Source organism: Candidatus Viridilinea mediisalina, from assembly GCF_002532535.1.
Lineage (GTDB): Bacteria > Chloroflexota > Chloroflexia > Chloroflexales > Chloroflexaceae > Viridilinea > Viridilinea mediisalina.
This window is the reverse complement of the sequence record NZ_NQWI01000075.1, coordinates 1-23,626: the sequence shown is the minus strand read 5'-3', so window position 1 is coordinate 23,626 and position 23,626 is coordinate 1. Positions and strand designations below refer to the sequence as shown.

General features: G+C 58.6%; 10 protein-coding genes. 5 read left to right on the top strand and 5 right to left on the bottom strand.

The features are described from left to right. Nucleotides 1-351: 351 nt before the first annotated feature. The 5 genes from CJ255_RS14710 to CJ255_RS14690 form a co-directional block, all read right to left on the bottom strand. Entirely contained in the window at nucleotides 352-9,111 is an 8,760-nt protein-coding gene (locus tag CJ255_RS14710; protein ID WP_097644857.1) for a beta strand repeat-containing protein, read from the bottom strand. Between the two features lie 241 nt (nucleotides 9,112-9,352). Beyond that, nucleotides 9,353-13,030 (bottom strand): protein kinase domain-containing protein, encoded by a 3,678-nt coding sequence (locus CJ255_RS14705; RefSeq protein WP_097644856.1) that lies wholly within the window; start codon nucleotides 13,028-13,030, stop codon nucleotides 9,353-9,355. Between the two features lie 346 nt (nucleotides 13,031-13,376). Next, nucleotides 13,377-13,613, bottom strand: coding sequence for a ferredoxin family protein (locus CJ255_RS14700; protein ID WP_097644855.1), 237 nt, complete (start codon nucleotides 13,611-13,613; stop codon nucleotides 13,377-13,379). A 97-nt stretch (nucleotides 13,614-13,710) separates the two neighbouring features. After that, complete coding sequence (gene coaE / locus CJ255_RS14695; RefSeq protein ID WP_097644854.1) at nucleotides 13,711-14,364, bottom strand: dephospho-CoA kinase; 654 nt, start codon at nucleotides 14,362-14,364, stop codon at nucleotides 13,711-13,713. 121 nt (nucleotides 14,365-14,485) lie between these two features. Next, the gene (locus tag CJ255_RS14690; RefSeq protein WP_097644853.1) at nucleotides 14,486-15,640 is read right to left on the bottom strand and encodes an iron-containing alcohol dehydrogenase; all 1,155 of its coding nucleotides are present in this window, start codon (nucleotides 15,638-15,640) and stop codon (nucleotides 14,486-14,488) included. A 129-nt stretch (nucleotides 15,641-15,769) separates the two neighbouring features. On the opposite strand from CJ255_RS14690, the gene CJ255_RS14685 reads away from it, so the two are divergent. From CJ255_RS14685 to CJ255_RS14665, 5 genes are all read left to right on the top strand, one after another. Then, nucleotides 15,770-17,650, top strand: a complete 1,881-nt coding sequence (locus tag CJ255_RS14685) for a serine/threonine protein kinase (protein ID WP_097644852.1) — start codon at nucleotides 15,770-15,772, stop codon at nucleotides 17,648-17,650. A gap of 319 nt (nucleotides 17,651-17,969) precedes the next feature. Then, nucleotides 17,970-18,704 carry a M23 family metallopeptidase gene (locus CJ255_RS14680; protein ID WP_097644851.1) on the top strand — a complete coding sequence of 245 codons (735 nt, stop codon included), beginning with the start codon at nucleotides 17,970-17,972 and terminating at the stop codon, nucleotides 18,702-18,704. A gap of 1,463 nt (nucleotides 18,705-20,167) precedes the next feature. Further along, the gene (locus CJ255_RS14675) at nucleotides 20,168-20,470 is read left to right on the top strand and encodes a DUF4351 domain-containing protein (RefSeq protein WP_165774726.1); all 303 of its coding nucleotides are present in this window, start codon (nucleotides 20,168-20,170) and stop codon (nucleotides 20,468-20,470) included. Between the two features lie 576 nt (nucleotides 20,471-21,046). After that, on the top strand, nucleotides 21,047-22,033 hold the full coding sequence (locus tag CJ255_RS14670) for an IS110 family RNA-guided transposase (protein WP_165774725.1): 987 nt from the start codon (nucleotides 21,047-21,049) through the stop codon (nucleotides 22,031-22,033). Nucleotides 22,034-22,343: 310 nt separating this feature from the next. Next, entirely contained in the window at nucleotides 22,344-22,916 is a 573-nt protein-coding gene (locus CJ255_RS14665) for a DUF4351 domain-containing protein (RefSeq protein WP_124681949.1), read from the top strand. Nucleotides 22,917-23,626 lie beyond the last annotated feature (710 nt).

The window sequence follows — 23,626 nt, the reverse complement described above, 5'->3', positions numbered from 1 at the left end:
GCTGCAAAGTGCTCTGAAACCGATGGTTTCAGACGTAGTGCCGACTTTAGTCGGCATCCGGGGGTTGTCGGCGACCTCAGCCGACTAAAGTCGGCACTACCTATGACGCAAGCTGCAAAGTGCTCTGAAACCGATGGTTTCAGACGTAGTGCCGACTTTAGTCGGCATCCGGGGGTTGTCGGCGACCTTAGCCGACTAAAGTCGGCACTACCTATGACGCAAGCTGCAAAGTTTCCTAAAACCGTCCCTAATAACCGCGTTTTTTGTTCCGTTGTGGCGGCGAAGCCGCCACAACGGAACAAAAAACGCGGTTTGGGGCGTAGCCCCAAACTGTTGCCGCAAGGCGTCATACTAACGTACAACCAGCGGCAAGAAGACGTGTTGGCGCTGTTGCTCAAGGGTGGTGCTGCGAATGATCCAGCGGTAGCTGGGTGGGTTGGGTTCGACGTTGCCAGCACGATCAATGGCACGAACGTGCAGGACGTGGTTGCCGGTCGGGAGGTCGTTGAGCGTGTGGGGGCTGGTGCAGGTTTGGAAGGGGGCGTTGTTGAGCGAACACTCGAAGCGGGCAATGCCGCTGCCGTCGCCGTCGCTGCCACTGAACTCGAAGCGGGCTGTGCGGCTGGTGGTTTGATTGTCAGGGCCGCTTAGGATTGTAGTCCTCGGCGGGCTGACATCCTTGATGATCCGCACGAATTCGGTGGCGTCGCGGTTGCCTACTGCGTCGGTCTGCGAGACCCTGACGCTGATTTCGCTGCCGTCGGGTAGGTTGCGTAGGTTGAAGTTGGTGCTGTAGACCCCGCCGTTGCAGCCGACGGTTGCGTTGAGGCTGCCCAGTTCGACCACAACGTCGCCCTCGCCCTCGCTGCACGTTCCGCTGACGGTGTAGCGTCCAACGTTGCTGGCGTTGATCGCTTCGAGTGTGTTGATGGTGATCCGAGGTAGCACGACATCCTTCACCACGGTGACTTCAGAGCGCCCAAGTTTGCCGAGTACGTTGGTCTGGTGGGCGCTGATGGCGATCTTGTCGCCATCGGGGATGCCGTGCAGATCGAGGGTGATGCTGAAGTTGCCTGCGTTGCAGGGCACCACCACACTGAAGGTGCCGACCTTGACCGTTACGTCGCCCGCGTCATTGGCGCAGGTTCCGGCAATGGTGTAGCTGCCCGCGTTGGCGGCGTTGATCGGGCCGAGGGGCGTGATGCGTACAGCCGGGGGGCTGGCGTTGTAGACGACGCTGAAGCTGTCGCCGGTAAGATTGGGGTTGCCCGCCGCGTCGCGGGCCACGTTGGCCCCAATGGTGACGGTGACTGGCCCCTCGTTCTGCGGCGTGAGCCTGAAGCTGTAGTTGGCCCCACTGCCCGTGAAGTTGCTCACGCTGGCATTGGTCAATGTGAGGTCATTGGCGCTGAAGCCGAAGACCTGCTCGCTAAAGCTGACCGTGAAGGGCATCGGGCTCACGTCGGTCGGGTTGCCGACGGTCGAACTGATCCGCAGTGTGGGGGCGGTGTTGTCTACGTTGAAGCTGGCACTCGGCCCGGTCGCAGGATTGGGGTTGCCTGCCGCATCATGGGCCGCGCCTTCCATGATGCTAATGTCCAGCATCCCGTCGCCCGTGATCGCATCAAGGGTGACCGTAAAGGTGGGGCCGTTGCCGCTCACCGCGACGGTCGCGGTGGCGCTGCCGGTAGCGTTGAGGCTCAGGTGCTCCGCATTGAAGGCGTAGCGTTCAGCCCCCGTAAAGATCACGGTGTAGGTGACCGGGCCGCTGTTGGTGAGTTCCAGTGAGGGTGGGCTGATACTCAGCGTGGGTGCGGTGTTATCAACCGTAACTTCGACGCTGGGGCCGACGGCGAGGCTGGGGTTGCCCGCCGCATCGTGGGCGAAGCCGGCCCCAAGGCTGATGCTGAAGCTGCCGTCGCCACTCAGGTTCTCGATGCGTACCGTCGGGTTGGCGCTCGTGCCCTCAAGCACCACAACCTCGCCACTGACTCCCGCGCTCGGCGTGAAGCTCACGTCGTCTGGCGTCAGGTTGATCTCTGCCGCCTCAGCAATGCTAATCGGGAAGTCCACTGGCCCCTGGTTGGTCAAGGTCAGCGCTGGGGTGCCAATGCTCACAGTGGGTGGCGTATTATCCACCGTGAAGCTCTCACTCGGCCCTGCGCCTTCTGCCTCATTGCCAGCGGCATCGCGGGCCGCCCCAGCGGTCACACTGATCGCCAGGGTTCCATCGCCACTGATGTCATCCAGCGTAACTATGAAGCTGGGGCCCTCACCACTGAGCGCCAGGGTCGCACTGGCGCTGTCAGTAGCAGTGAGGCTGACATGTTCCAAGCCAAAGCTATACGCTTCAGCCCCCTCAAAGCTCACCGTGTAGCTCACAGGCCGATGGTTGCTCAGTGCAAGCGACGGGGCGCTGATGCTCACCGTGGGGTCAACCACATCTTTGAAGCTGGTTGCAGTGGCGTACCCCACATTCCCGGCGCTATCGCTCTGTTCGGCCCTGATGCTAATCGGCCCATCAGGCTCATTGCTGAGATCAAGGGTGGTGCTGTAGTTACCACTCGCGCAGGGCGTCTCTTGGCTGACCGCGCCAATACTCACGGTAACGGCGCTTGCGGTTGGGTCACAGGTGCCCTCCACCGCGTAATTGGTCACAGTGCTCCGATTGACCGGCAGTGCTGGTGCAATGCTCACGATGGGCGCCGTGGTGTTGTACTCGATACTGAGCGGCGCACTGGCCTCATTGGGATTACCGGCGGCATCATTGACCACGCCCGCCCCAATGGTGATCGTAATCAGCCCTTGGTTTTCAGGCACAAGGTAGATGCTATAGGCAGCCCCACTGCCCGTCAAGGTGATCAGGGTGGCGTTCTCCAACGTAACACTCGTAGTCACAAAGCCGCTCACCGGCTCGCTAAAGCTGACATCAACCGGAACAGGGCTAACATTGGTGGGACTAGAGAGCGTCGTGCTGAGGGTGACCGTGGGTGCGGTGGTGTCAATCAGGATGGTATGCTCACCACTGGCCGACCAGGTTCCGGCCTCGTTGCGCTCCTGTACATAGAGCGTGTGGGTGCCCTCGTCGAGCGCCGTGGTGGGGCTAAAACTGGTGGTGCTGGTTTCGGATTCCGCAGAGAGATCAGGGTCATTGAGGCGATGACGGAAGAAGCCATTGCCGCCGCCGCCTGGTTCCCAACTCCACGTAGGCCGCGTGTTGTTGGTGGGCGTCTCGCCCGTGACAATGGGCCGGTTGGGTATACTGATATCAATCACAATCTCATGGGAACCGCTCTCCGACCAATTGCCCACGGTGTCGCGCTCCTGCACATAGAGGATGTGCGCGCCTTCACTGAGCTCCGTCTCAGGCGTAAAGCTCGTGGCATCGGTTTCGGGTTCCGCAGAGAGATCAGGGTTATTGAGGCGATAGCGGAAGAAGCCAGCGCCCTCGCCGCCGCCAGATTCCCAACTCCAAGCAGGCATCGTATTGTTGGTGGGCGTCTCGCCCGTGACAATCGGCGGATTGGGTGCAGTGTTATCTACATCGAAGGAGGCACTCGGCCCAGCGGCGCTACTCGGATTACCTGCAAGATCAGTTGCGCCACCAGCAGCCACCCTAATGCTGAGGGTGCCATCGCCACTGATCGCATGGATGGTGACGATGTAGGTCGGGCCGCTGCCGTCTAGCATAACGCTCCCAGTAGCCGTGCCGGTAGCCTCAAGGCTAATCTGGCTCACGGTGAGGTTGTGGGTATTGGCGTCGGCAAAGCTCACCGTGTAGGTGACCGGGCCGCTATTGGTGCGAATAAGCGACGGGGCGCTGATGCTAGTGCTGGGTGGGACGGTATCCTTGAGGGCACTAGCGGTCACCGTGCCCGTATTGTTGGCCGCGTCGGTCTGGCTGGCAGTGATGCTGATGGAAGCGCCATCAGGCACACTACTCACATTGAGCGTAAGGCTAAAGCTGCCAGCGCTGCACGCCGCAGTGCCAGGCACACTCCCGACCGTCACACTGACCGTACCGGCACTCGCGTCACACGTACCACTCACGGTATAGCTCGCCGCGTTGGCCACATTGATCGGCGTAGGCGTGGTGATATTCACAATGGGCGCCGTGGTGTTGTACTCAATACTGAGCGACGCACTGGGCTGATTGGGATTACCGGCGGCATCATTGGCCACCCCCGCCCCAATGCTCGCCGTGACCAGCCCTTCGCTCTGTGGAATCATGTTGAAGCTGTAGGAGGCACCACTGCCCACAAAATCGCTCAGGGTGGCATTGATTAGGCTCACATCAGTGGCTGTAAAGCCGCTCACCGGCTCGCTAAAGTTCACCGTTACCGGAATAGGACTAACATTAGTGAGGCTAGGGCTGGTAGTGCTGAGGCTCACCGTGGGCGGAGTGGTGTCAACCTCAATGGCGAAACTACCACTGGGCGACCAGGTCTCGGCAGCGTTGCGCTCCTGCACATAGAGCGTGTGGATGCCCTCGTCGAGCGGTGCGGTAGGGGTAAAGCTAGTAGCGTTCGTCTCGGTTGCCCCCGTAGAAAGATCGGAGTCATTGAGGCGATAGCGGAAGGTGCCATTACCGCCACCCTGTGCTGTCCAACTCCAAGTGGGCGTCGTGCTATTGGTAATATTCGTCGTACTGGTGACAATCGGCGCATTGGGTACGCTGGTGTCGATCACAATCTCAAGGAAACCACTAGCCGACCAATTGCCCGCCAAGTCACGCTCCTGCACATAGAGGATGTGCGAACCATCGCTGAGATCTGTCGTAGGGGTAAAGCTCGTGGCGCTGGTTTCGAGTTCCGCAGAGAGATCAGAGTTGTTGAGGCGATAGCGGAATCTGCCATCGCCGCCTCCACCGCCTGACACCCAATCCCAGGTTGGCCGTGGGTTGTTGGTAGGAGTAGTGCCTGTGACAATGGGCGAACCGGGCGGAATCTGATCCACCGTCACCGCCGCACTGGGCCCACTCGGCTCATTGGGCGTGCCAATCGCATTGAACGCAATTCCCGCCGCAATACTGATGGTGAAGGTGCCATTACCCACCAAGTTGTCAACGGTTACGCTTGGATTGGCGGTTGTGCCATTAACCACAGCAATGTCGCCAGTAACAGAAGCACTATTGATACTCACCCCCGCAGGCGTCAAACTGACGGTAGTGGCATTCGTAAACGTCATGGGGAAGGTCACCGGCCCACTGATCGTAAGCTCGCTTGAAGGTGGGCCAAGTGTAAGCCCCACCGGCGCATTATCCACCGTAAAGGGATCACTCGGCCCCGCAGCAGGGCTAGGATTACCCACAGCATCCAAGGCGGCCCCAGCGCCCACACTGATCCGCAGCGTCCCATTGCCCGTAATGGCACTGATGGTAACCACAAACTCCGAGCCACTACCAGAGACCGTCGCGGTGCCGGTGGCATCGCCCGTGGCAGTGAGCGTCACAAAGGTGTCATCAAAGGGATAATCAGACGCCCCCTCAAAACTCACCGCGTAGGTCACCGGATCGGTACTCGTCATGCTCTGCGAAGGGCCAGTGATGGTGATGGTGGGCGGCGTATTGTCTACCGTGAAGGTCGTACTGGTCGCACCGGGGGCAAAGTTACCCGCAGCATCACTCGCCGCGCCCGCCGCGATACTGATGCCCAGCGCACCATCACCTGTGATACCACTAATCTCAACGAGAAACTCCGGGCCACTACCGAAGATCGTCACGGTGCCAGTGGCGCTATCTGTAGCATTGAGGGTGACCGTCGCAGGCGTAAAGTTGTATATCGTGGCATCAGTGAAGGTCACCGTGTAGGTCACCGGGCCAGTGTTGGTGGCAGTGGCAGAAGGATCGCTGATGCTCACGGTGGGCGGCGTATTATCCACATCAAAGGTGGTACTCGGCCCTACCGCCGGGCTAAGATTGCCCACGGTATCACTAGCGGCGCCCGCCGCAATACTGATACCCAGCGCACCATCACCTGTAATGCCACTAATCTCAACCAGAAACTCTGGGCCACTACCGAAGATCGTCACGGTGCCAGTGGCGCTATCTGTAGCATTGAGGGTGACCGCCGCAGGCGTAAAGTTGTATATCGTGGCATCAGTGAAGGTCACCGTGTAGGTCACCGGGCCAGTGTTGGTGGCAGTGGCAGAAGGATCGCTGATGCTCACGGTGGGCGGCGTATTATCCACCGTGAAGGCGGCGCTATCGGTAGCGAGGCTCAAGTTACCCACAGGATCGGCAGCAACCCCGGCAGCCACGCTGATACTGAGCGTGCCGGTGCCCACAATGTCGCTGATCGTCACCACGAAGTCGGGGGCGCTACCCGTGACCGCCACGCTGCCGGTGGCCGTGCCGCTGGTATTCAGGGTCACATCAGTATTGGTAAAGGTAACAGTCGTAGCCCCATCAAAATTGACAGCGTAGGTGACGGGGCCGCTGTTGGTAATGGACAAGGAGGGAGGGCTGATGGTGACCGTAGGCGGCACACGGTACACGTCATAGACTTGGCCGGTGAAGTTGCCATTACCCAGTCCCATGCCACCAAGCGGCACCGGAGGAGTGTCATTGGTCTGAATGGTGTCATTGTCCACCAGATTGAGCCCAATGGTACCCACTGCTTCCTGTGTAGCCACCTCGACCAGCCAGGTGGTGCCACTACCACTCACGTCACTGATGCTTGAACCAACCTGCCCATCCGTGAGGATCATAGCAAAATCGCCCGCATCAACCCCTGTGACCGGCATGTTAAAGGTGACGGTAAAGCCAACCGTAGCCGCATTGGTGGGATTCGCGCCAGCGCGATTGATTGACAGCACCGCAGGCAGAGCTTCATAGGCACCCATATCCACCGTAGTGCCAATGATGCGCGGGTTGCCCGCAAGATCAGTGGTGACACCACTAGGAATGAGCGCATTATCGCCAAAATTCACCGCAGGCGAACTAGGCTGAAGACGATAGTCGCCGGTGTCTGTTGGGGCGCTGCCCGCCGCAATGGGGTTGACAAAGAGGGGATCGCTATCGAGATTACCTGTACCAGGATAGCCGCCCTGTACAATGCTGTAGCTTACAGTAGGTGTATCCCCGCCAATGTTGGCGGCGGTACCACCGAGGTTCCCCCAGATAATGCTATTGCGAACAGTAGTACTGCTTCCACCCCAACTTACAATCCCCCCGCCCCAATTGGCAGCACGGTTACCGCTGATTGTCACATTGGTCAACGTAGGATTACTATTGTTGTTCGCAATCCCAGCAGCATTAAACGACACAAAATTACCACTGATTAGCACATTAGTGAGGGTTGGGTTGCTTGCTGCGTTAAAGATAGCACCGCCCTCACGGGCTTGATTGCCACTGATGATGACATTGGTGAGGATTGGATGACTCCCCCCTTCGTTAAACAACGCACCACCAAAGCCTAAGCCTTCGGTTACAATTTCGGTTCGGTTATCAAGCAACAGCACATTACTAATGACGGGGCTACCGGCCCAGTTATAGATGCCCCCACCGCCCCGCATTGCATGGTTATTGCGAACGATCAGATTGCGGAGGGTCGGCGAACCATTACTATTGCGAATACCCCCCCCACGATTAGTTGTGAAATCCTCATTGGCATTACCACCCGTAATCGTAAAGCCATCAAGGATCGCGCTGTTATTGAGGGCATTACCAAGTACAACATGGAAACTATTGTCGCTCACATCACCCGGCGTACCAATATCGCCCGTCAGGGTTACCACATTGGTGACCCAATCACGATCCTCGCGGGCTGTCTCAGTGCCAGCAAAGCCGCCGTAGAGCGCAACATTATTGCGGAGCACAAAGCTATCGGCGCGAGCATTGCCAGGGGCGTAGGTACCCGTAGCCACCCAGAGCTCTTGGCCCGCTTGGGCATTGGCCAGCGCAGCGGCGAGGTCACGCGCATTCTGCCAACTCCCCCCTGCGCCCGTGCCACCCGGGCGCACATAGATCACCGGCTGCCACTCAAAGGCCCCTATGTCCACCGTGCCACCTATAGTGCGCGGATTGCCATCCAGGTCAGTTGTGAGGTCACCAGGCACAAAGTCATTACTTCCCGCATTGATCGCCGGAGAGATGCTCTGCAAGCGGTAGTTGCCAGCGGCGGTGGGAGCACTACCAGGAGCAACAGGTGCGATGAACTGGGGATTCAGAGCGAGATTGCCAGCCCCGGCCCCAGCCCAACCGCCCTGCACAATGCTGTTATTCACGACAGGCGTAGAAGCAGCTCCACCTGTACTTATAATTTGGCCTCCGACATTGTCCCAGATGATACTATTACGAATATTTGGGTTGCTGTTACCATAATTCTCAATACCACCGCCACTTGCAGGGGTGTCGTTCGTGCGATTACCGCTAATCGTTACATTGATCAATGTGGGGCTACTATTGGTATCATTAGAAATACCGCCACCCGCATTAACAGCAACATTACCACTAATAACAACATTGATCAGTGTGGGACTACTATTATTATTATATATGCCCCCGCCAAAATCAGTGACTTGATTATTATGAATAATGAGATTACGCAGTGTCGGGCTGCTGTTGGTATTGCGGATACCACCGCCGTTACGATCATTCGCAGCACCAGTATCCATATTGCCGCCAGTAATCGTAAAACCATCAAGAACTGCGGTTGCATCAAGACCAATGTTATTGATTACATTCAAACTATTGCCAGCTAACGTACCACTCTGATTAATATCGCCACTCAGCACCGTCACATTGGCGCGCCAATCTCGCTCCCCAAGGAGTGTCTCGTTACCCGCAAAGCCGCCGTAGATCTCGACACCATTACGCATAGCAAAACTATTCTCACGGGCTGCACCGGGGTAGTAGGTTCCCGCCGCCACCCAGATCTGATCGCCAGGATTCGCAACAGCGAGCGCCTCTTGGAGGTCGGCATAGGCATTGACCCACGAAGAGCCATCGTTCGAGCCGCCGACCACATTCGCATTAACGCGGAGGATCGTACTCTGTGCCAACACCGACTTAGGCGGCACAAGCGCAAAGAGGCTCAACACCAGAACCAGAATCAACCAGAACGAAAAGCCATTCTGCACCTTTGGGCTTTTGCTGCGCTGGGACTGCATGGCTGTACTCCTGACACGAATACGGGTAGAGGGGTAAGAAAATAGTAACGAAGGAGATAGGAAATAGGGGGTAGAACCTCGTTGTTGCATTCCTTTGCGCTCTTTTGCGGCAATGAATACTTGTTCTGTCCGCCCCCAACGTAGCGCCACTACATACCTGAAAATAGTACGCTATTGTACCATGCTCAGTAGTGCAAAGGGATGACGATTGAGTCATGTTGTATGGCAGGGCTACTACCGGCTATGCCCGCGTCCATTCGCTGAGCCGGAAGCCTGCTTCGCGCAGCATGCGGAAGACGTTGGCGGTGTAGACGCCGATGAACTCCTGCGGGCCTTTGGCGCGTACTAGCATCTCCATGGCGGCCATGGCCATTTGGCGGCGCATCTTGGGGTAGTAGAGGCAGGAGTGGACAACCTGGTTGTAGAGGCCGAGCCAGTAGATGTAGCGGCGGACCAGTTCGGTGTCGGTGGCGGCGGCTATCTGGCGTTGCATGTCGGCGCTGAGGTTGTGGCGGGCCATAAAGACGTCTACGGCGTCGAGGTGCAGGGTGCGGATGGTGGCGAGGGTGGGAATCAGGCTCTGTGGTAGCGCCGCTGCTGCGTTGCTGATCACCCGTTCCAACAGGTTCAGCACTGGTTCGGGGTAGTAGAAGCCGACCGCGCCCAGCCCGGCTACGATGCGCTCAACGAGGCGCTGGTCGTTGCGTAAGAGGCCGTCTTGCAGCATGAGTTCGATCAGGGGCATGGTTTGGCCTAGTTTGCCGTAGGCCAAGCCCAAGGGTAGCAAGAGTAGATCGGAGATGCGCTGGAGGATGCTGGGGCTTTCGCCATAGACGAGGGCAGCGTGTTCGCTGAACATGCGCTCGGTCAGTTGTTCAACCAGGGGGATCCATGTGGCGGGGGTGTTGGGCAGCAGCACCGAGAAGCTGATCAGTAGCCAAAGGCGGCCTTCTGCCGGGAGACGGGCCCAGAGGGTTTGGAGCAGCGGCTCGGTTTGGGGCAGGTCGGCAGCGGCATGGATGGCGATCTGCGTGCTCGCTACGAGGTTGAAGAAGAGATTGTCGGAGCGCAGCATGTTTTCCAACTCGCCCTGGTAGGGCGCGAGGGGTGTTGCCGGGTCGAAGAGCGGGGCAACCCGCATGAGAATCGCCCGTTCGCTCATGGGGACGGCGAAGAACTGCTCCACCGGCACCACTTCGGCCATGAGCATGGTGTCGAGAATGGGCTGCGAGAAGGCGTTGGCTACCGCTTGGAAGATGAGGTCTTCGATGGTTTTGCCAAAGACGCCGGTGTTGATCAGATCAAGATGGAGGCGCTGGCGCGCCAGTTCGTAGTAGAGTTCAACTGTGGTATCGCGCACATCGGCCCGTTCGGGATGGTTGATGTAGATTACCACCGAGAGCTCAAAGAAGAGTTCCAGCACGTTGCGGAGATCGCGTAGTGCTGTGGGCCCCACGCCAGCCACCAGGTCGCGCAGCAGCCCATAGGTGAAGCTTGGGTTGGCCCGCCAGATCATGTAGAGCGTATCGCGTACAACGCGACGCAGTGCCACTTCGTTGCGCCGGGCCGCCCAGAGGAAGACTTCGCGTGCAGGTGCGCCCAGGTAGTAGGCGGCCTTGAGGGCGGTGCGGCGCACTTCGTCGCGCTCGCGCTGGCAGAGTTCCTTGATTAACTCAAGGGCCGGTTCAGCTTCGTCGGCATGCAGTTCAACTAGGCAGCGTGCAATCAATTCGCGCAGCTCAATATCGGATGAGGCGGCCAGTTCGGCGAAGGTTTCGGGACGCCGGGTGATCAGCAGGATGATGCGCGCAATCTCGAACGCGGGGGCGAAGCTACGGGCTTGGGCCATGAGTTCACTGATCACCTCGGGCAGCCCGCGTTTGCCACCAGGGGCGCGCAGCAGGTGACGCGCCAGCACATAGGCCCCCAGTTCGCCATAGGCAAAACCGACCAACTCGCCACTGAAGAGATCGCCGCTCAGTTCGGTGAGAATCCCGGCATCCAGCAGGCGAATATAGGTCGAATCGGGCTCATCGCTGAGCAGTTCGTCGCGCAGCAGGGTATTGCGAGCCAACTCGCGCAAGGGCGCATTGAGTTGGCCCCGGCGCAGCAGTTCAGCGGCCAACTCTTCAATAAAGAGATGTTCACGGCGCTGGCGCACACGCTCATCATAAAAGCGCCGCAAGAGGCCCAGGCTCAAACCTTGCCCCGCGAGTACCAGGGGGCCATTGCGGTAACTCTCGGCAACGAGACGCAGCATCAAGGGCATGCGTAGCCGCTCGCGCAACGCGGGGGTCAATTGTTCAAAGCCGGTCTGAAGCTGAAAGAAGCTGCGGTAATGCGGATACGCCTCCGCCAGATCGCGGGGCGTAAAGGGGCCAAGGGTGAGATGGGGTGAGCCATCGCTCGCCTGGTGATAGGCGCTCCAAAAGAGGCGAGTGGCCCCGGCGCGTTCCAACTGGCCCCAGGCTGCTGTGCTACAACTAGCAACAATCCGCAGCCACGGGCCACTGACGCGGCCAGCCAGGGCATCGAGTTGGCGCAGCAGATCGGCGGGGCCGGACTGGGTTCCGCTGCGATACTCATTGAGCGCATCGAAGATGATCACCAAGCGACGGCGGGCCGCTTCAGCCAAACGAGTAATCTGGCTCAGATCGTGAACCAGGAGATCGGGCGCTTCACGCCCCAGATCACGCGCCAGCTCACGGTCAATCTCAGGGCCAAGCGAACCGCCACAGCGATAAAAGAGTACCGCATCGCCCGCATCGCGCAACCGCGCCGCCCAATGAGTCAACAGACATGTCTTACCCGTACCCGCATCACCAAGCAGCAGCAAAGCCCCGGCCCCGCCCGCAAGAAACGCCGCCAACTCACCCTCAGCCTCACGGCGGGCCACATAGAGATCGGCGAGGTAGGGGCCAAGGCGGCGAGGCGTACCATGCAACTCGCGCAGCACCGGCTCGGCTTGGGCGCGGGCCGCAGCACGAACCTGCTCCCAACCGACACTAATCGGGCGTTCAACCGGGGCACGGCTACTGGCTGGCACCAGTGGCACCAAAGGCGTTGGAGCCACCACCGTCTCGACGTCCTGCGCGGGCAAAGGGGCCGCAGGCGGCGCTTCTAGGGCGGCACGCATCAGGGTAGCCGAAGCGAGGCGCGCATTGCGCTGGAGAGCCATCCCCAGCGCAATCGTCCTACTCAGCACCAGCGGCACCTCGGGGCGCAGTTCATGGGGCGGGCGCAACGGATCGGGGCGACCTAACAGCAGCGCATCGGCGCGATTGGGCGCACTCGGCGGCGGATGATCGGTCAACAGATGAAAGAGAGTCGCACAGAGCGAATAGACATCAGAGCGCGGCTCGGTGCCACTGCCCTCAATCTGCTCAAGGGGCGCATACTGCAAGGTATAGCCAAAAAAACTAGCGGGACTCCCGGTGGCATAGCCCTTCGCCAAGCCAAAATCGAGCAGCACCACCTGACCTTCGGGGGTCAACTTGATATTTTGGGGCTTAATATCGCGGTGCAACACCGGCGGATTGCGGGTATGCAGATAATCGAGCGCATCAAGCAACTGAAGCGCCCAGGTCACCACATCCTTCGCGGGAAAGGGACCACCGTGGCGCGCCTGGAGTGCAGCGAGATCAGCGCCACCAAAAAACTCCATCACCAAAAAGCGCCCGGCCTCATCACGGAAATAGTCAATCACCTTCGGCAGTGCGGGATGGCGCAACGCAGCCAAAATCTGAGCCTCGCGCTCAAAGGCCTCAGCATTCTCAGTCGTATCACCGAGCATCTGCTTAAGGGCAACCGTATTGCGCAAGCGCCGATCCAGCGCCTCATAGACCGCACCCATCCCACCGCGCCCAATCAAGCGGACAATCTGGTAGCGTTGTTGAATGAGGGAACCGGGTTCGAGCATAGGAAGGGGTTAGGCTGATAGGCAATAATGCAGCGCACCTCTCGTGCTACGGCCCATTGTAGCACAGGGGGAAGCGCAACGCCCTCAACGCCAAACGGAGCCATGAACCCGTGCGGGGATGGCTTCAGCAATGCGCTATCAGCGTTACCGTCGTAGTGCCGACTTTAGTCGGCATCCGAGGGATGCCTGCGACCTCAGCCGACTAAAGTCGGCACTCCGTCGGAGGCCAAACTGTAAAGTATCCTGAAACCTGCCATAAGGAAAGGTTTCAGGATACTTTACAGTCTTGAGGCATCCAAGGCGTTCTGAAGCCTCAGCCCTATTTCCTATTTCCCGCATCCTTCCCTTAGGCTCCAAAGAAATTGCGGTTCTTCTCAACGAAGCTCGTAAACTGATCAGGAACCGAGTCATCGGCAAAGATGGCCTCAACCGGGCATTCTGGCTCACAGGCACCGCAGTCAATGCACTCGTCGGGGTTGATATAGTACTGATCTTCGCCCTCATAGATGCAATCCACCGGGCAAACGGCCACACATGCAGCGTCCTTGGTTCCGATACAGGGTTCAGCGATAATGTACGGCACAGGTTTCTCCTTCAGCAACTCAACGGGTAAGTGGTTCGTAGACAGATTACTATGCTTAGGGGCAACTGTCTACAACTTTTGTCCCATTGGGATGCTTTTAGGAAGCTGCATTCACCTGAAGTACCTGCTGCCAGGCGGCTTCAACTTGGGCGCGGGTGGCTTGTTGGTCGCCGCTGTTGTCTATGACCACATGGGCATGGGCGAGACGCTCGGCGGGGGCCATTTGGGCTGCGATGCGCCGTTCAGCTTCGGCGCGGCTCATGCCGCGATTGGCAATAAGCCGCTCGATCTGGATCGTGTGCTCGCTGGTGATAACCCAGACTTGGTTGCACTCTGCGACCCAGCCCGATTCGATCAGTTTGATGGCATCGAGTACCACCACTGGACGGCTGAGGCGGCCAAGTCGGGTGGCATAGCCGCCGCTACGCCCGACCTCTGCAATGAATGTGCGGATTTCGGTGCGTACTGCCGGGTGGACGATCTGCTCAAGTTGGCGCAATTTCTCTGGATCACTGAAGACAATGGCACCAAGTTTGCGCCGATCAAGGGCCCCGGTTGGGGCCAGCACCGTGTTGCCGAAGCTCGCCACAATCTGCCGAAAGACGGGGGTACCCGGCTGCTGAAGCTTGTGGGTCACCCGGTCGGCATCAATGGTGCGCGCCCCCAACGAGGCGAGCATCGCCACCACCGTGCTCTTGCCGCACGCAATACCGCCGGTGAGACCGATGAGGTAGGGGATAGCATTGGTCAATGGTTGCGCTCCTCAAGGTTAGGAAAAAGGAAAGAGGAAAGAGGTTTTCGTCATCTACAAAAAAACCTCTGTGTCCTCTGTGCCTCTGTGGTAAAACTCTCCGTCCCTCTCTACACCTCTGCTACCACATAGCCCTGAGCAACTCCAACAACTCCTCTTCGCTGGCAATGCGGGGGTTGTTGAAGATGGCAGGTTCGACAACCGAGAGGGCGGCCAATTCGGGCAGTGCCTCTTCGGGCACATCAAGGTCGCGCAGGCGGATGGGCAGCCCGCAGTCGGCGGCGAGGGTGCGGACTGCGTTGACCCCATCGGCAATCACCTCTTTGTCGCTACGTCCGCCCGCATGGACGCCCATGGCCCAGGCGATGCGCACATAGCGCTCCGAGGCCACGACGCTGTTGAATTGCATCGCGTGGGGCAGAATGAGCGCATTGAGCGTGCCATGGTGAATGTGGTATTTGCCGCCAATGGCGTGGGCAAGGGCGTGTACAACGCCCAAGAGACTATTGGAGAAGGCTAAACCGGCCATAGCCGAGGCCAAGAGCATCTTGCCACGGGCTTCAATGTCGCTACCCACCTGTACAGCATCGCGCAAATGGGTCGCAATCAGATCAATCGCTGCCAGCGCCAGACTATCGCTGAAGGGATTATTCTCAGTGGAGACGTAGGTCTCGATGGCGTGCGAGAGCGCATCCATGCCGGTGGCAGCCGTGAGGCGCGGCGGCAAACTCAAGGTCAATTCTGGATCAAGAATGGCAATATCGGGGTAGAGGTAGCGGCTCACCAGTGAAATCTTGCGGTCATCGGCCTCATCAAGGATGACTGCAATCGAAGTGACCTCACTGCCCGTTCCTGCAGTGGTAGGGATGGCCAGCATCGGCATCAGCCGCCCCGGAATGACATTGTAGCCCTCATAGTCGGCCACACTACCGCCGTGGGTCGCCAGCAGGCGCATGCCCTTTGCGGTATCGAGGGGGCTACCGCCGCCAATGGCAATGATCACATCGCTCGCAGCGGCACGTACCGCCTCCGCGCCGGCCTCGACCACCCGCACCGAGGAGTTGGGCGGAACATCATCAAGTATGCCAACCACCTCGACGCTGCTGGTCAACCCCTCTACGACCGGAGCGAGCAGACCCGCCGCCGCGACGCCCTTGTCGGCCACGACAAAGGCCCGTTTTACGCCCAACTCATCCAATACATCGCCCAACTCGCGGGCCAACCCCGCCTTGTAGAGTACGCGTGCCCCTAAGCTAAACTCAAAATATTCCTGCATACGGACCATCCTTTGGCTCGCTGCGTTAAGAACCTGCTACCATTATACGGGAGTTGTGAAGAGGGGGTTTGGTATACTGTGAGTAGAGGTTGGGCCTCCCCACCCAGTAGAGCCAAGGAGTTCACATTCATGCAACCTTCAAACCAGATCAATCCAGGCTCACTGATCCACGGACGCTATTTGGTGGAGCGCATGGTTGGGCGCGGCGGCATGGGCGCAGTCTATGAAGCCGTAGACCAGCGGCTTGGCAATAAGGTCGCTCTCAAGCAGATGCTGGTGAGCGGGCCGGGCACAACGGCGGCCTTTGAGCGTGAGGCGCGCATTCTGGCGGGCTTGCGCCACCCGGCGCTGCCCCGCGTGATTGACTACTTTGGTGAAACACTGGGCCAATTCTTGGTCATGGAGTTCATCCCCGGTACCGACCTGGGCAAGATGCTTGGCACATCGGGCCAGCCCTTGCCGCTGCACGAGGTCCTCGATTGGGGCGATCAGGCCCTCGCGGCCTTGGAGTATCTTCACAGCCAAACGCCGCCGATTATCCACCGTGACATCAAGCCGCAAAATATCACCTTGACCCCCAAGGGCGAGATTGTGATCCTCGATTTTGGCTTGGCCAAGGGGCTCGTAGAGGGGCAGAACCAAGCGCAGAGCAGTGTGCTTGCCTACACTCCGGCCTATGCGCCGATTGAGCAGATCCAGGGCACGGGCACCAGCCCGGCGAGCGACATCTACTCATTGGCGGCGACGCTCTACCATCTGTTCACGGGCACGCGCCCGCCCGATGTATTGCACCGCTTGGGCGCACGGGCCAGTGGTCAGGCCGAACCGCTCCAGCCTGCCAACAGCCTCAATCCCTTGATCGCGCCAGCATTGGCACAATGGCTGAACCAAGGCATGGCGATCGAAGCCAACCAGCGCTACGCAAGTGCTGGCGCAATGCGCGCAGCCTTGAAGCAACTTCAGCAGGCTGGGAGCGCACCTAGGAGCAGCACCAGCCCGGCCCAAGGACAACCCCCAACCCCAGCAACCCTGGTGCTACCAGTGCCCGGGGCGGCCAACGTGCAGCCGCAGAGCCAAGGGCCGCCGCCCTACCAGAGCCAACCGCCCCTAGCGCCCCCACCGCCCTACCAGAGCCAACCGCCCCCCCCGCCCCACCAGAGCCAGCCGCCGCCCCCGGCGTGGCAGAGCGCCCCAGCAGCACAAGCGCGGCCCCTCTGGCACCTGATTCTGGGGGCTGTTGTGGTTGGCTTTGTCTTCCTCTTCGTCATGCTCGGCGTAGGGGCATGGCTCTTCAACCAGCGCGAGCCTGGCGGCGGGGTTGCCGCAGTGCCTACCGCAACCAGTACCCCCAGTGGCGCAGTTGCCCCAACGGTGCCACCCACGGTGGTTGCAGCGACCCCCGCAGACGGCTTTGTACCTGTGCAACCACCCGATTCGATCATCCCCACCACGCCTCCGACACCGAGCGGCAGCCCTCCTGCCACCTCCACACCAAGTGCTCAAACTGGGCCCAACTTTGGCCCACTAGCGTGGCAAGTTCCCGTGTTTATCACGGCCAGCGACTATGCACCTTCCGGTGTTGATGCGGCAGGCAACATCACCTCCTTTGAACCACAAAATGCGGTTGACGGCCAGACTGACACCGCCTGGCGCGTAGCCGGTGATGGTATAGATGAATACCTCCTGCTCGAGTTTGATCCGCCGATCAAAGTCCATGAGGTACAAATCATTCCGGGCTATGCCAAAATTGACCCCTACGACGGCACTGATCGTTTTTACCAGAACCGGCGCGTGCGTTATGGATGGATCATCCTGACGGAAGATGACTGGTTTCCCTTCGAGTTTGAGGATGCCCCCACCTACCAAGCGGTGGTAATCCCTGAGCCAATCGTAACCGATTTTGTCGTCATTCTGATTGACGAGACCTACCCGCACCCAAGTGGCCCCGCAGGGCGCGACTTTACGCCCATCAGTGAAGTGGCGGTATGGGGCCAAGCTTTGCGACCTTAAGGGGGGGCGTAACCAAGTTACGCTTGTTGCCGCTGCTGCGGCGTTGGGGCTGCGCCCCAAATCCTTTTGTTTGTTCTGCTTTGGCGGCGAAGCCGCCAAAGCAGAACAAACAAAATTTGTTAGCGCGAAGAAGCTCTGGGCCTCGCCGTGTGGCTTCGACAGGCTCAGCCAACGGCGCGATGGCTTCGACAGGCTCAGCCAACGGCGCGGTGGCTGAGCCTGTCGAAGCCACCGCGAGGCCGCATGCCAACCCAAGGCTTCTTCGCGCTAACCAAAATTTTTGAGGGCGGCGAAGCCTCATCCTAAAGGTAAAACAACCATGCTCCATATTCAACCAAAACGCAGCGTCTTCCTCCTCCTCCTCCTCCTCATGCTCTTGGTGGGCTGTGGCCCTGCGGTGACAAGCGAGGCACCGCCGCCAACCGAGGAGCCTACGGCGACCGCCGTGCCGACACTAGCGCCCAAACCAACGGCACTACCCACCGCCACCGCCGTGCCAACCCTAACGCCGACTGCGACCCCAACGCTCACGCCGAGTCCCACGGCAAGCCCCACGCCCATCGTCTTGACCTATACCTTTCCGGTGCAAGGCGACTGGGTGGAGTATGCTGAGTACCACCATACCTACCCAGCGACTGACATCTTTTGTCCACCGGGGAGCCTCTTTGTTGCGCCGACGAGTGGCATCATTGATTTTGTAAGCTACGAAGATCGCTGGAATCCCGCCGCTGATGATCCAGCGATTCGCGGGGGCATCAGTGTCGCCATGATTGGCGATGACGGCGTGCGCTACTACGGCTCGCACCTCTCAGCCATTAGTGAAGGTATCGCCGTTGGGGTACGGGTAGACACAGGCCAAGCGCTGGGATTGACAGGCAACAGCGGCAACGCCCGCACAACCCCGCCGCACCTCCACTTCGGCATCTCGCGCCCCACCTTCCCCAAAGACTGGCAAGTGCGGCGGGGCGAAATCTGGCCCTACGCCTACCTACGCGCCTGGGCACGAGGCGAGCATGTGACGCCGGAGTTAGACCACACTCGATCACAACCGTAGGCAGAAGTACTATCCCCAAATAGTACCAGCGGTCACCTCGATAAACCTAAAAACTGTAGTACGATAGCCTTACAGCAAATTCTTTAACCAAGGCGTAATCTCACACGCTTTCATACTCTTTTGCGCATGGGTTACAAGGGTTTCTTCTTATCTAATATGCCATGTGGCATATGTGGGGATGCGCCGGTTGACCTTCACCCCCCGGCCCCCTCCTTATCCGGTATACAGTTTTTGGGAAGCTTTGGATGTGGTGTCAAGAGTTTTCTCAGGCAACGCGAACCAACGACCTGCTAGGTGTGCGCCGTGCAGCCACCATGCGTATTCCGAAAAACCCAACGGCGCGCACCTGGCAGGTCTGAAAGGGTAGCTAACGGATCATGAGCGGCTGTCTGAAAAATCTAGTTAGCGCGAAAAAGCCTTGGGCTCGTAGGGATGCGTCGCGTTGGCTGAGCTTGTCGAAGCCACCGCGACATTGGCTTCGACAGGCTCAGCCAACGTCACGGCCCAGAGCTTTTTCGCACTAACAAAATCTATGGTTTGGCGCGGGAGTGCCGGCTTCAGTCGGCTAAAGCCGGCACTCCAACGTGTGCCGCCCGGCTTTAGGGAAGCGGATGTTGTTGATTGCCCCGTTGCTTGGCCACCCTGAACGAAGGTTCGTAGGAATGTTCCTGTTTGCGCCGTAGGTAGTGCCGACTTTAGTCGGCTTCCCATCGCTGCCAAAGACCCCAGCCGACTAAAGTCGGCACTACGATGCCCGCCCATGGACTATTCAGCATGACAGGCTGCTGGGATACGTAACAATTTCTGCTTCCCTGAGGTACCAACGGCTCATGAGACCTAGCAGGTGCGGCGCGGTGGGATCGTTGACGCCCTCATGGTGGCGGCACGCGCCCCACCTGCCAGGTCAGGTGCGCTGCTCTTGGTTCATTGGAGCGCGTCAAAAACCTTTTACACACCAAAAGGTGCTGCCTTGTCTCAATGGATCGCGTGAGAACGCGGCGGAGCAAAAAAGTCTGTTAGCGCGAAAAAGCCTTGGGTTGGCAGGCGACCTCGCGGTGGCTTCGACAGGCTCAGCCACCGCGCCGCTGGCTCGGTGGTTGAGCCTGCCGAAACCAGCCTGTCGAAGCCAAGCGGCGCGGCCCAGAGCTTTTTCGCGCTAACAAAAGTCTATGCCTGAAAGTCCCGTAGGGGGGAGGGTTGGGGAGGGGTGCAAAGGGCTTATTTGAAAGGTATTGCCCTTAGAGGCTGTCTGAACAGGCTATGGTTTGGCGTGGGAGTGCCGGCTTCAGCCGGCTAACGCCGGCACTCCCACGTGTGCCGCCTGGCGTTAGCCGACTAACGCCGGCACCCCAACGGCACAAACAGGAACGTTCCTACGAACCTTCACTCAGGGTGGCAAAGCAACATAGCAATCAACAACATCCGCTCCCCTTACACGCATGAACGAACAAGTTCGTGCTACCATGCATCAAATTGAACAAGAGGAGGTTGGTGTGGATACCTTTGTCACGAGTATTGAGGAACTTGCAGCTCAAGAAGGTGAGGCCCGTGGTGAGGCCCGTGGTGAGGCCCGTGGTTTGATCAAGGGCCAGACTACCTTGGTACTCCGCCAAATCACCCGCCGGTTTGGTGCCCCCTCAGCGGATGTTCAGCAGCGCGTCGAGGCGCTGTCCTCGGAGGCATTGCTTACCTTGGGTGAAGCTCTGTTCGATTTCGAGCGTATGGACGAGGTGGAAGCGTGGTTACAAGGGAAGGATGAGGGATGAGGGATGAGGGATGAGGGATGAGGGATGAAGGGAGCAATAGACCGTAGGGGCACGGCGCTGCCGTGCCCTGCCCGTGGTCGCCGTAGCCTCGCAGACAGAACATGTATTCATTGCCGCACAAGAGCGCAAAGGAACGCAACAAAACCGCGGTGCCGTCGCCCCTCTCCCACAACGTGGGAGAGGCGGTGCCCGGTTGGTGAGCCTGTCGAACCAGAGCTTGCCGAAGGGGGTAGGGGGTGAGGGCCACCCTGGGCATCCCAAAGCTCTATCGGTCGCTACAGAATCATTGGATGCGGACAAACGACCTTGTGTGAAAAGCCGCATTTGCGGAGGTCGGTCAACGAAAGTCCCTTCGGTTGCACGAGAGCGCCGCCCTGCTATCATGGGTACGCCAATGCCAAAACAAGACCGTGAACGTCCTCTGCCCTTGAGTCCGTCTAGCAGATTGGTCGTGTGCATTGGTACGCGTGTTCGTTGAGGCTGTGTACGATCCCTTCCCGGCATCCTGCCAGGGCGCACAAACAAGGTTCTGCCCAGAAAACGTATGGGAATTGGCATCCGTTTGAGAGGATGAGAATGATGTATATTCTTGGTATTGATGTGGCGAAACAGACGTTTGATGCGACGGTACAAACCGCAACCGGTATCCATCACTACCAGGCATTTCCTAACACACCGGAAGGCTTTGCCCAATTGAATACCTGGCTGACCCAACTCGGGATACGCCAAGTCCATGCCTGTATGGAAGCGACAAACATCTATTGGGAGGCGCTGTCCATGTGGCTGTACGAACGCGGTCACACGGTGAGTGTCGTCAACCCGGCGCGGATCAAGGGGTATGCCCAGGTCCAGATGCAGCGAAACAAGACCGACAAGCTGGATAGTGCCATTATTGCGTCCTTCTGTGCAACCCACAAGCCAGATGCGTGGCAGCCCATGAGCGAGGCACAGCGGCAATTGCGTGATCTGGTGCGTTATCGTGACGATCTGCTTCAGACGCGACTGCAACAGCAACATCGCCTGCGTGATACCACCAATGCGGTGGTACGACAATCGTTGGAGGCGCTGTTGACGGTGATCGCCACGCAGCTTGAGGAGGTACAAGAGGCCATCGACAAGCACATCAAGGCGCACAAGGAATTGCGAACGAACGTCCAATTGTTGACGAGCATCGTAGGGATTGGGCAGATCACGGCCATGAAGTTGGTGGCCGAATTCGCAGCGATTGACCAGTACGACTCGGCGCGGTCGGCGGCGGCGGATACCGGGGTGACACCGAGCCATGACGAGTCGGGGACATCGGTGCGCCGACGGTCGCGGATGTCGAACATGGGCAATGTCAACCTGCGAGCAGCGTTGTACTGGCCTGCCATCACGGCGATGACACATTGTCCATCGTTCAAGGCATGTGCCGCACGTCTGCTTGCCAACAACAAGCCAAACAACGTGATTATCGGTGCAGTGATGCGCAAATTGGTACATATCATCTATGGTGTATTGAAGCATCAGACTCCCTATGATCCTGCGAAGGTTCTCGGCCCATCCGCGAGTACTTCATGCTAGGGCAACCAAACGAATGCGTATTTGCATGCAAATTTGATGAATAGCTTTCTCCAGACCGCTACGGCAACGTAATATCTGCTAGGTGTGCGCCGTGCAGCCACCATGCGTAGCCCCACAGACCCAACGGCGCAGACCTGGCAGGTCTGATACCAATTACCCTTGAACATGCCGCATGATCAAGAATGCTAAAGCCCATTGGAACGCCATGTTCGGCAATCTGTAATCTGCAATCTACAATCGTAAATGGTCTGAGGTAGCAACGGCCCATGAGACCTAGCAGGTGCGGCGCGGTGGGAGCGTTGACGCCCTCATGGTGGCTGCACGCGCCCCACCTGCCAGGTCAGGTGCGCTGCTCTTGGTCCATTGGAGCGCGTCAAAAACCCCCCGTACAGGCGAAGTCTATCTTACCTGGCGCTATCAAGTGATCCATCTTTGGCAACTCGATGGTGAAGCGCTCTTGGCATTGAACCGTCCTGCTCTTGCAGCACTGATTGGCCAGACACGCCTGCGCGATCCCCAGCCCGTATTGCGCCAAGCGGTACGTCAGATTGTCACTGGCACACATGGCCAACTGCAAGAACTGCTGTTGATCGAGTTTCTCACCCTATGTACCGATGAGGAGATTGCTGCAATGGCTGAACAGATTGTGCAATACGACAGTTACGGCATGGAGGAATCACCCTTGATCCGCAAATGGCGCGAAGAAGGCCAACTGACATTGTTACTGCGTCAACTCACGCACCGCTACGGACCACTGAGTGCTGAGGTGACGGCGCAGGTTGAAGCCCTCAGCACGATGCAGGTGCTGGATTTGGCCGAGGCGCTGCTTGATTTCACGAGCCATGATGAGTTCACGCAGTGGCTTGGAGAACATGGGAACTGAGGGGTAGGAGCATAGGAGAACAGGAGAACAGAAGAACTGGGGAACAGGGGAACAGGGGAACAGGGGAACAGGGGAACAGGGGAACAGAAGAACAGAAGAACAGGGGAACAGAAGAACAGAAGAACAGGGGAACAGGGGAACAGGGGAACAGGGGAACAGGGGAACAGGGGAACAGGGGAACAGAAGAACAGGGGAACAGGGGAACAGGGGAACAGGAGAACAGGGGAACAGGGGAACAGGGGAACAGGGGAACAGGGGAACAGAAGAACAGGGGAACAGGGGAACTAGGGTTGGGCGGTGGCTGAGCTTGTCGAAGCCACCGCTTTGATATAGCCTTATAGGGATGGTTTCAGAAACGCGCTTTTAGCTTTACCGTCGTAGTGCCGACGTTAGGGAAGCAGAAATTGTTACGTATCCCAGCAGCCTGTCATGCTGAATAGTACATGTTCGCAGGCATCGTAGTACCGACTTTAGTCGGCTGAGGTCTTTGGCAGCGCTGGGAGCCGACTAACGTCGGCACTACCTACGGCGCAAACAGGAATGTTCCTACAAACCTTCTCCCAGGGTAGCAACGCAACGGGGTAATCAACAACATCCGCCTCCCTTAGTCGGCTGAGGTCGCAGGCGGCCCTTGGATGCCGACTAATGGTCTTCCAGTAAATAATCCGCTAACCAGACCTCGCAGATCTGGCATATCTATCAGGTCTAGT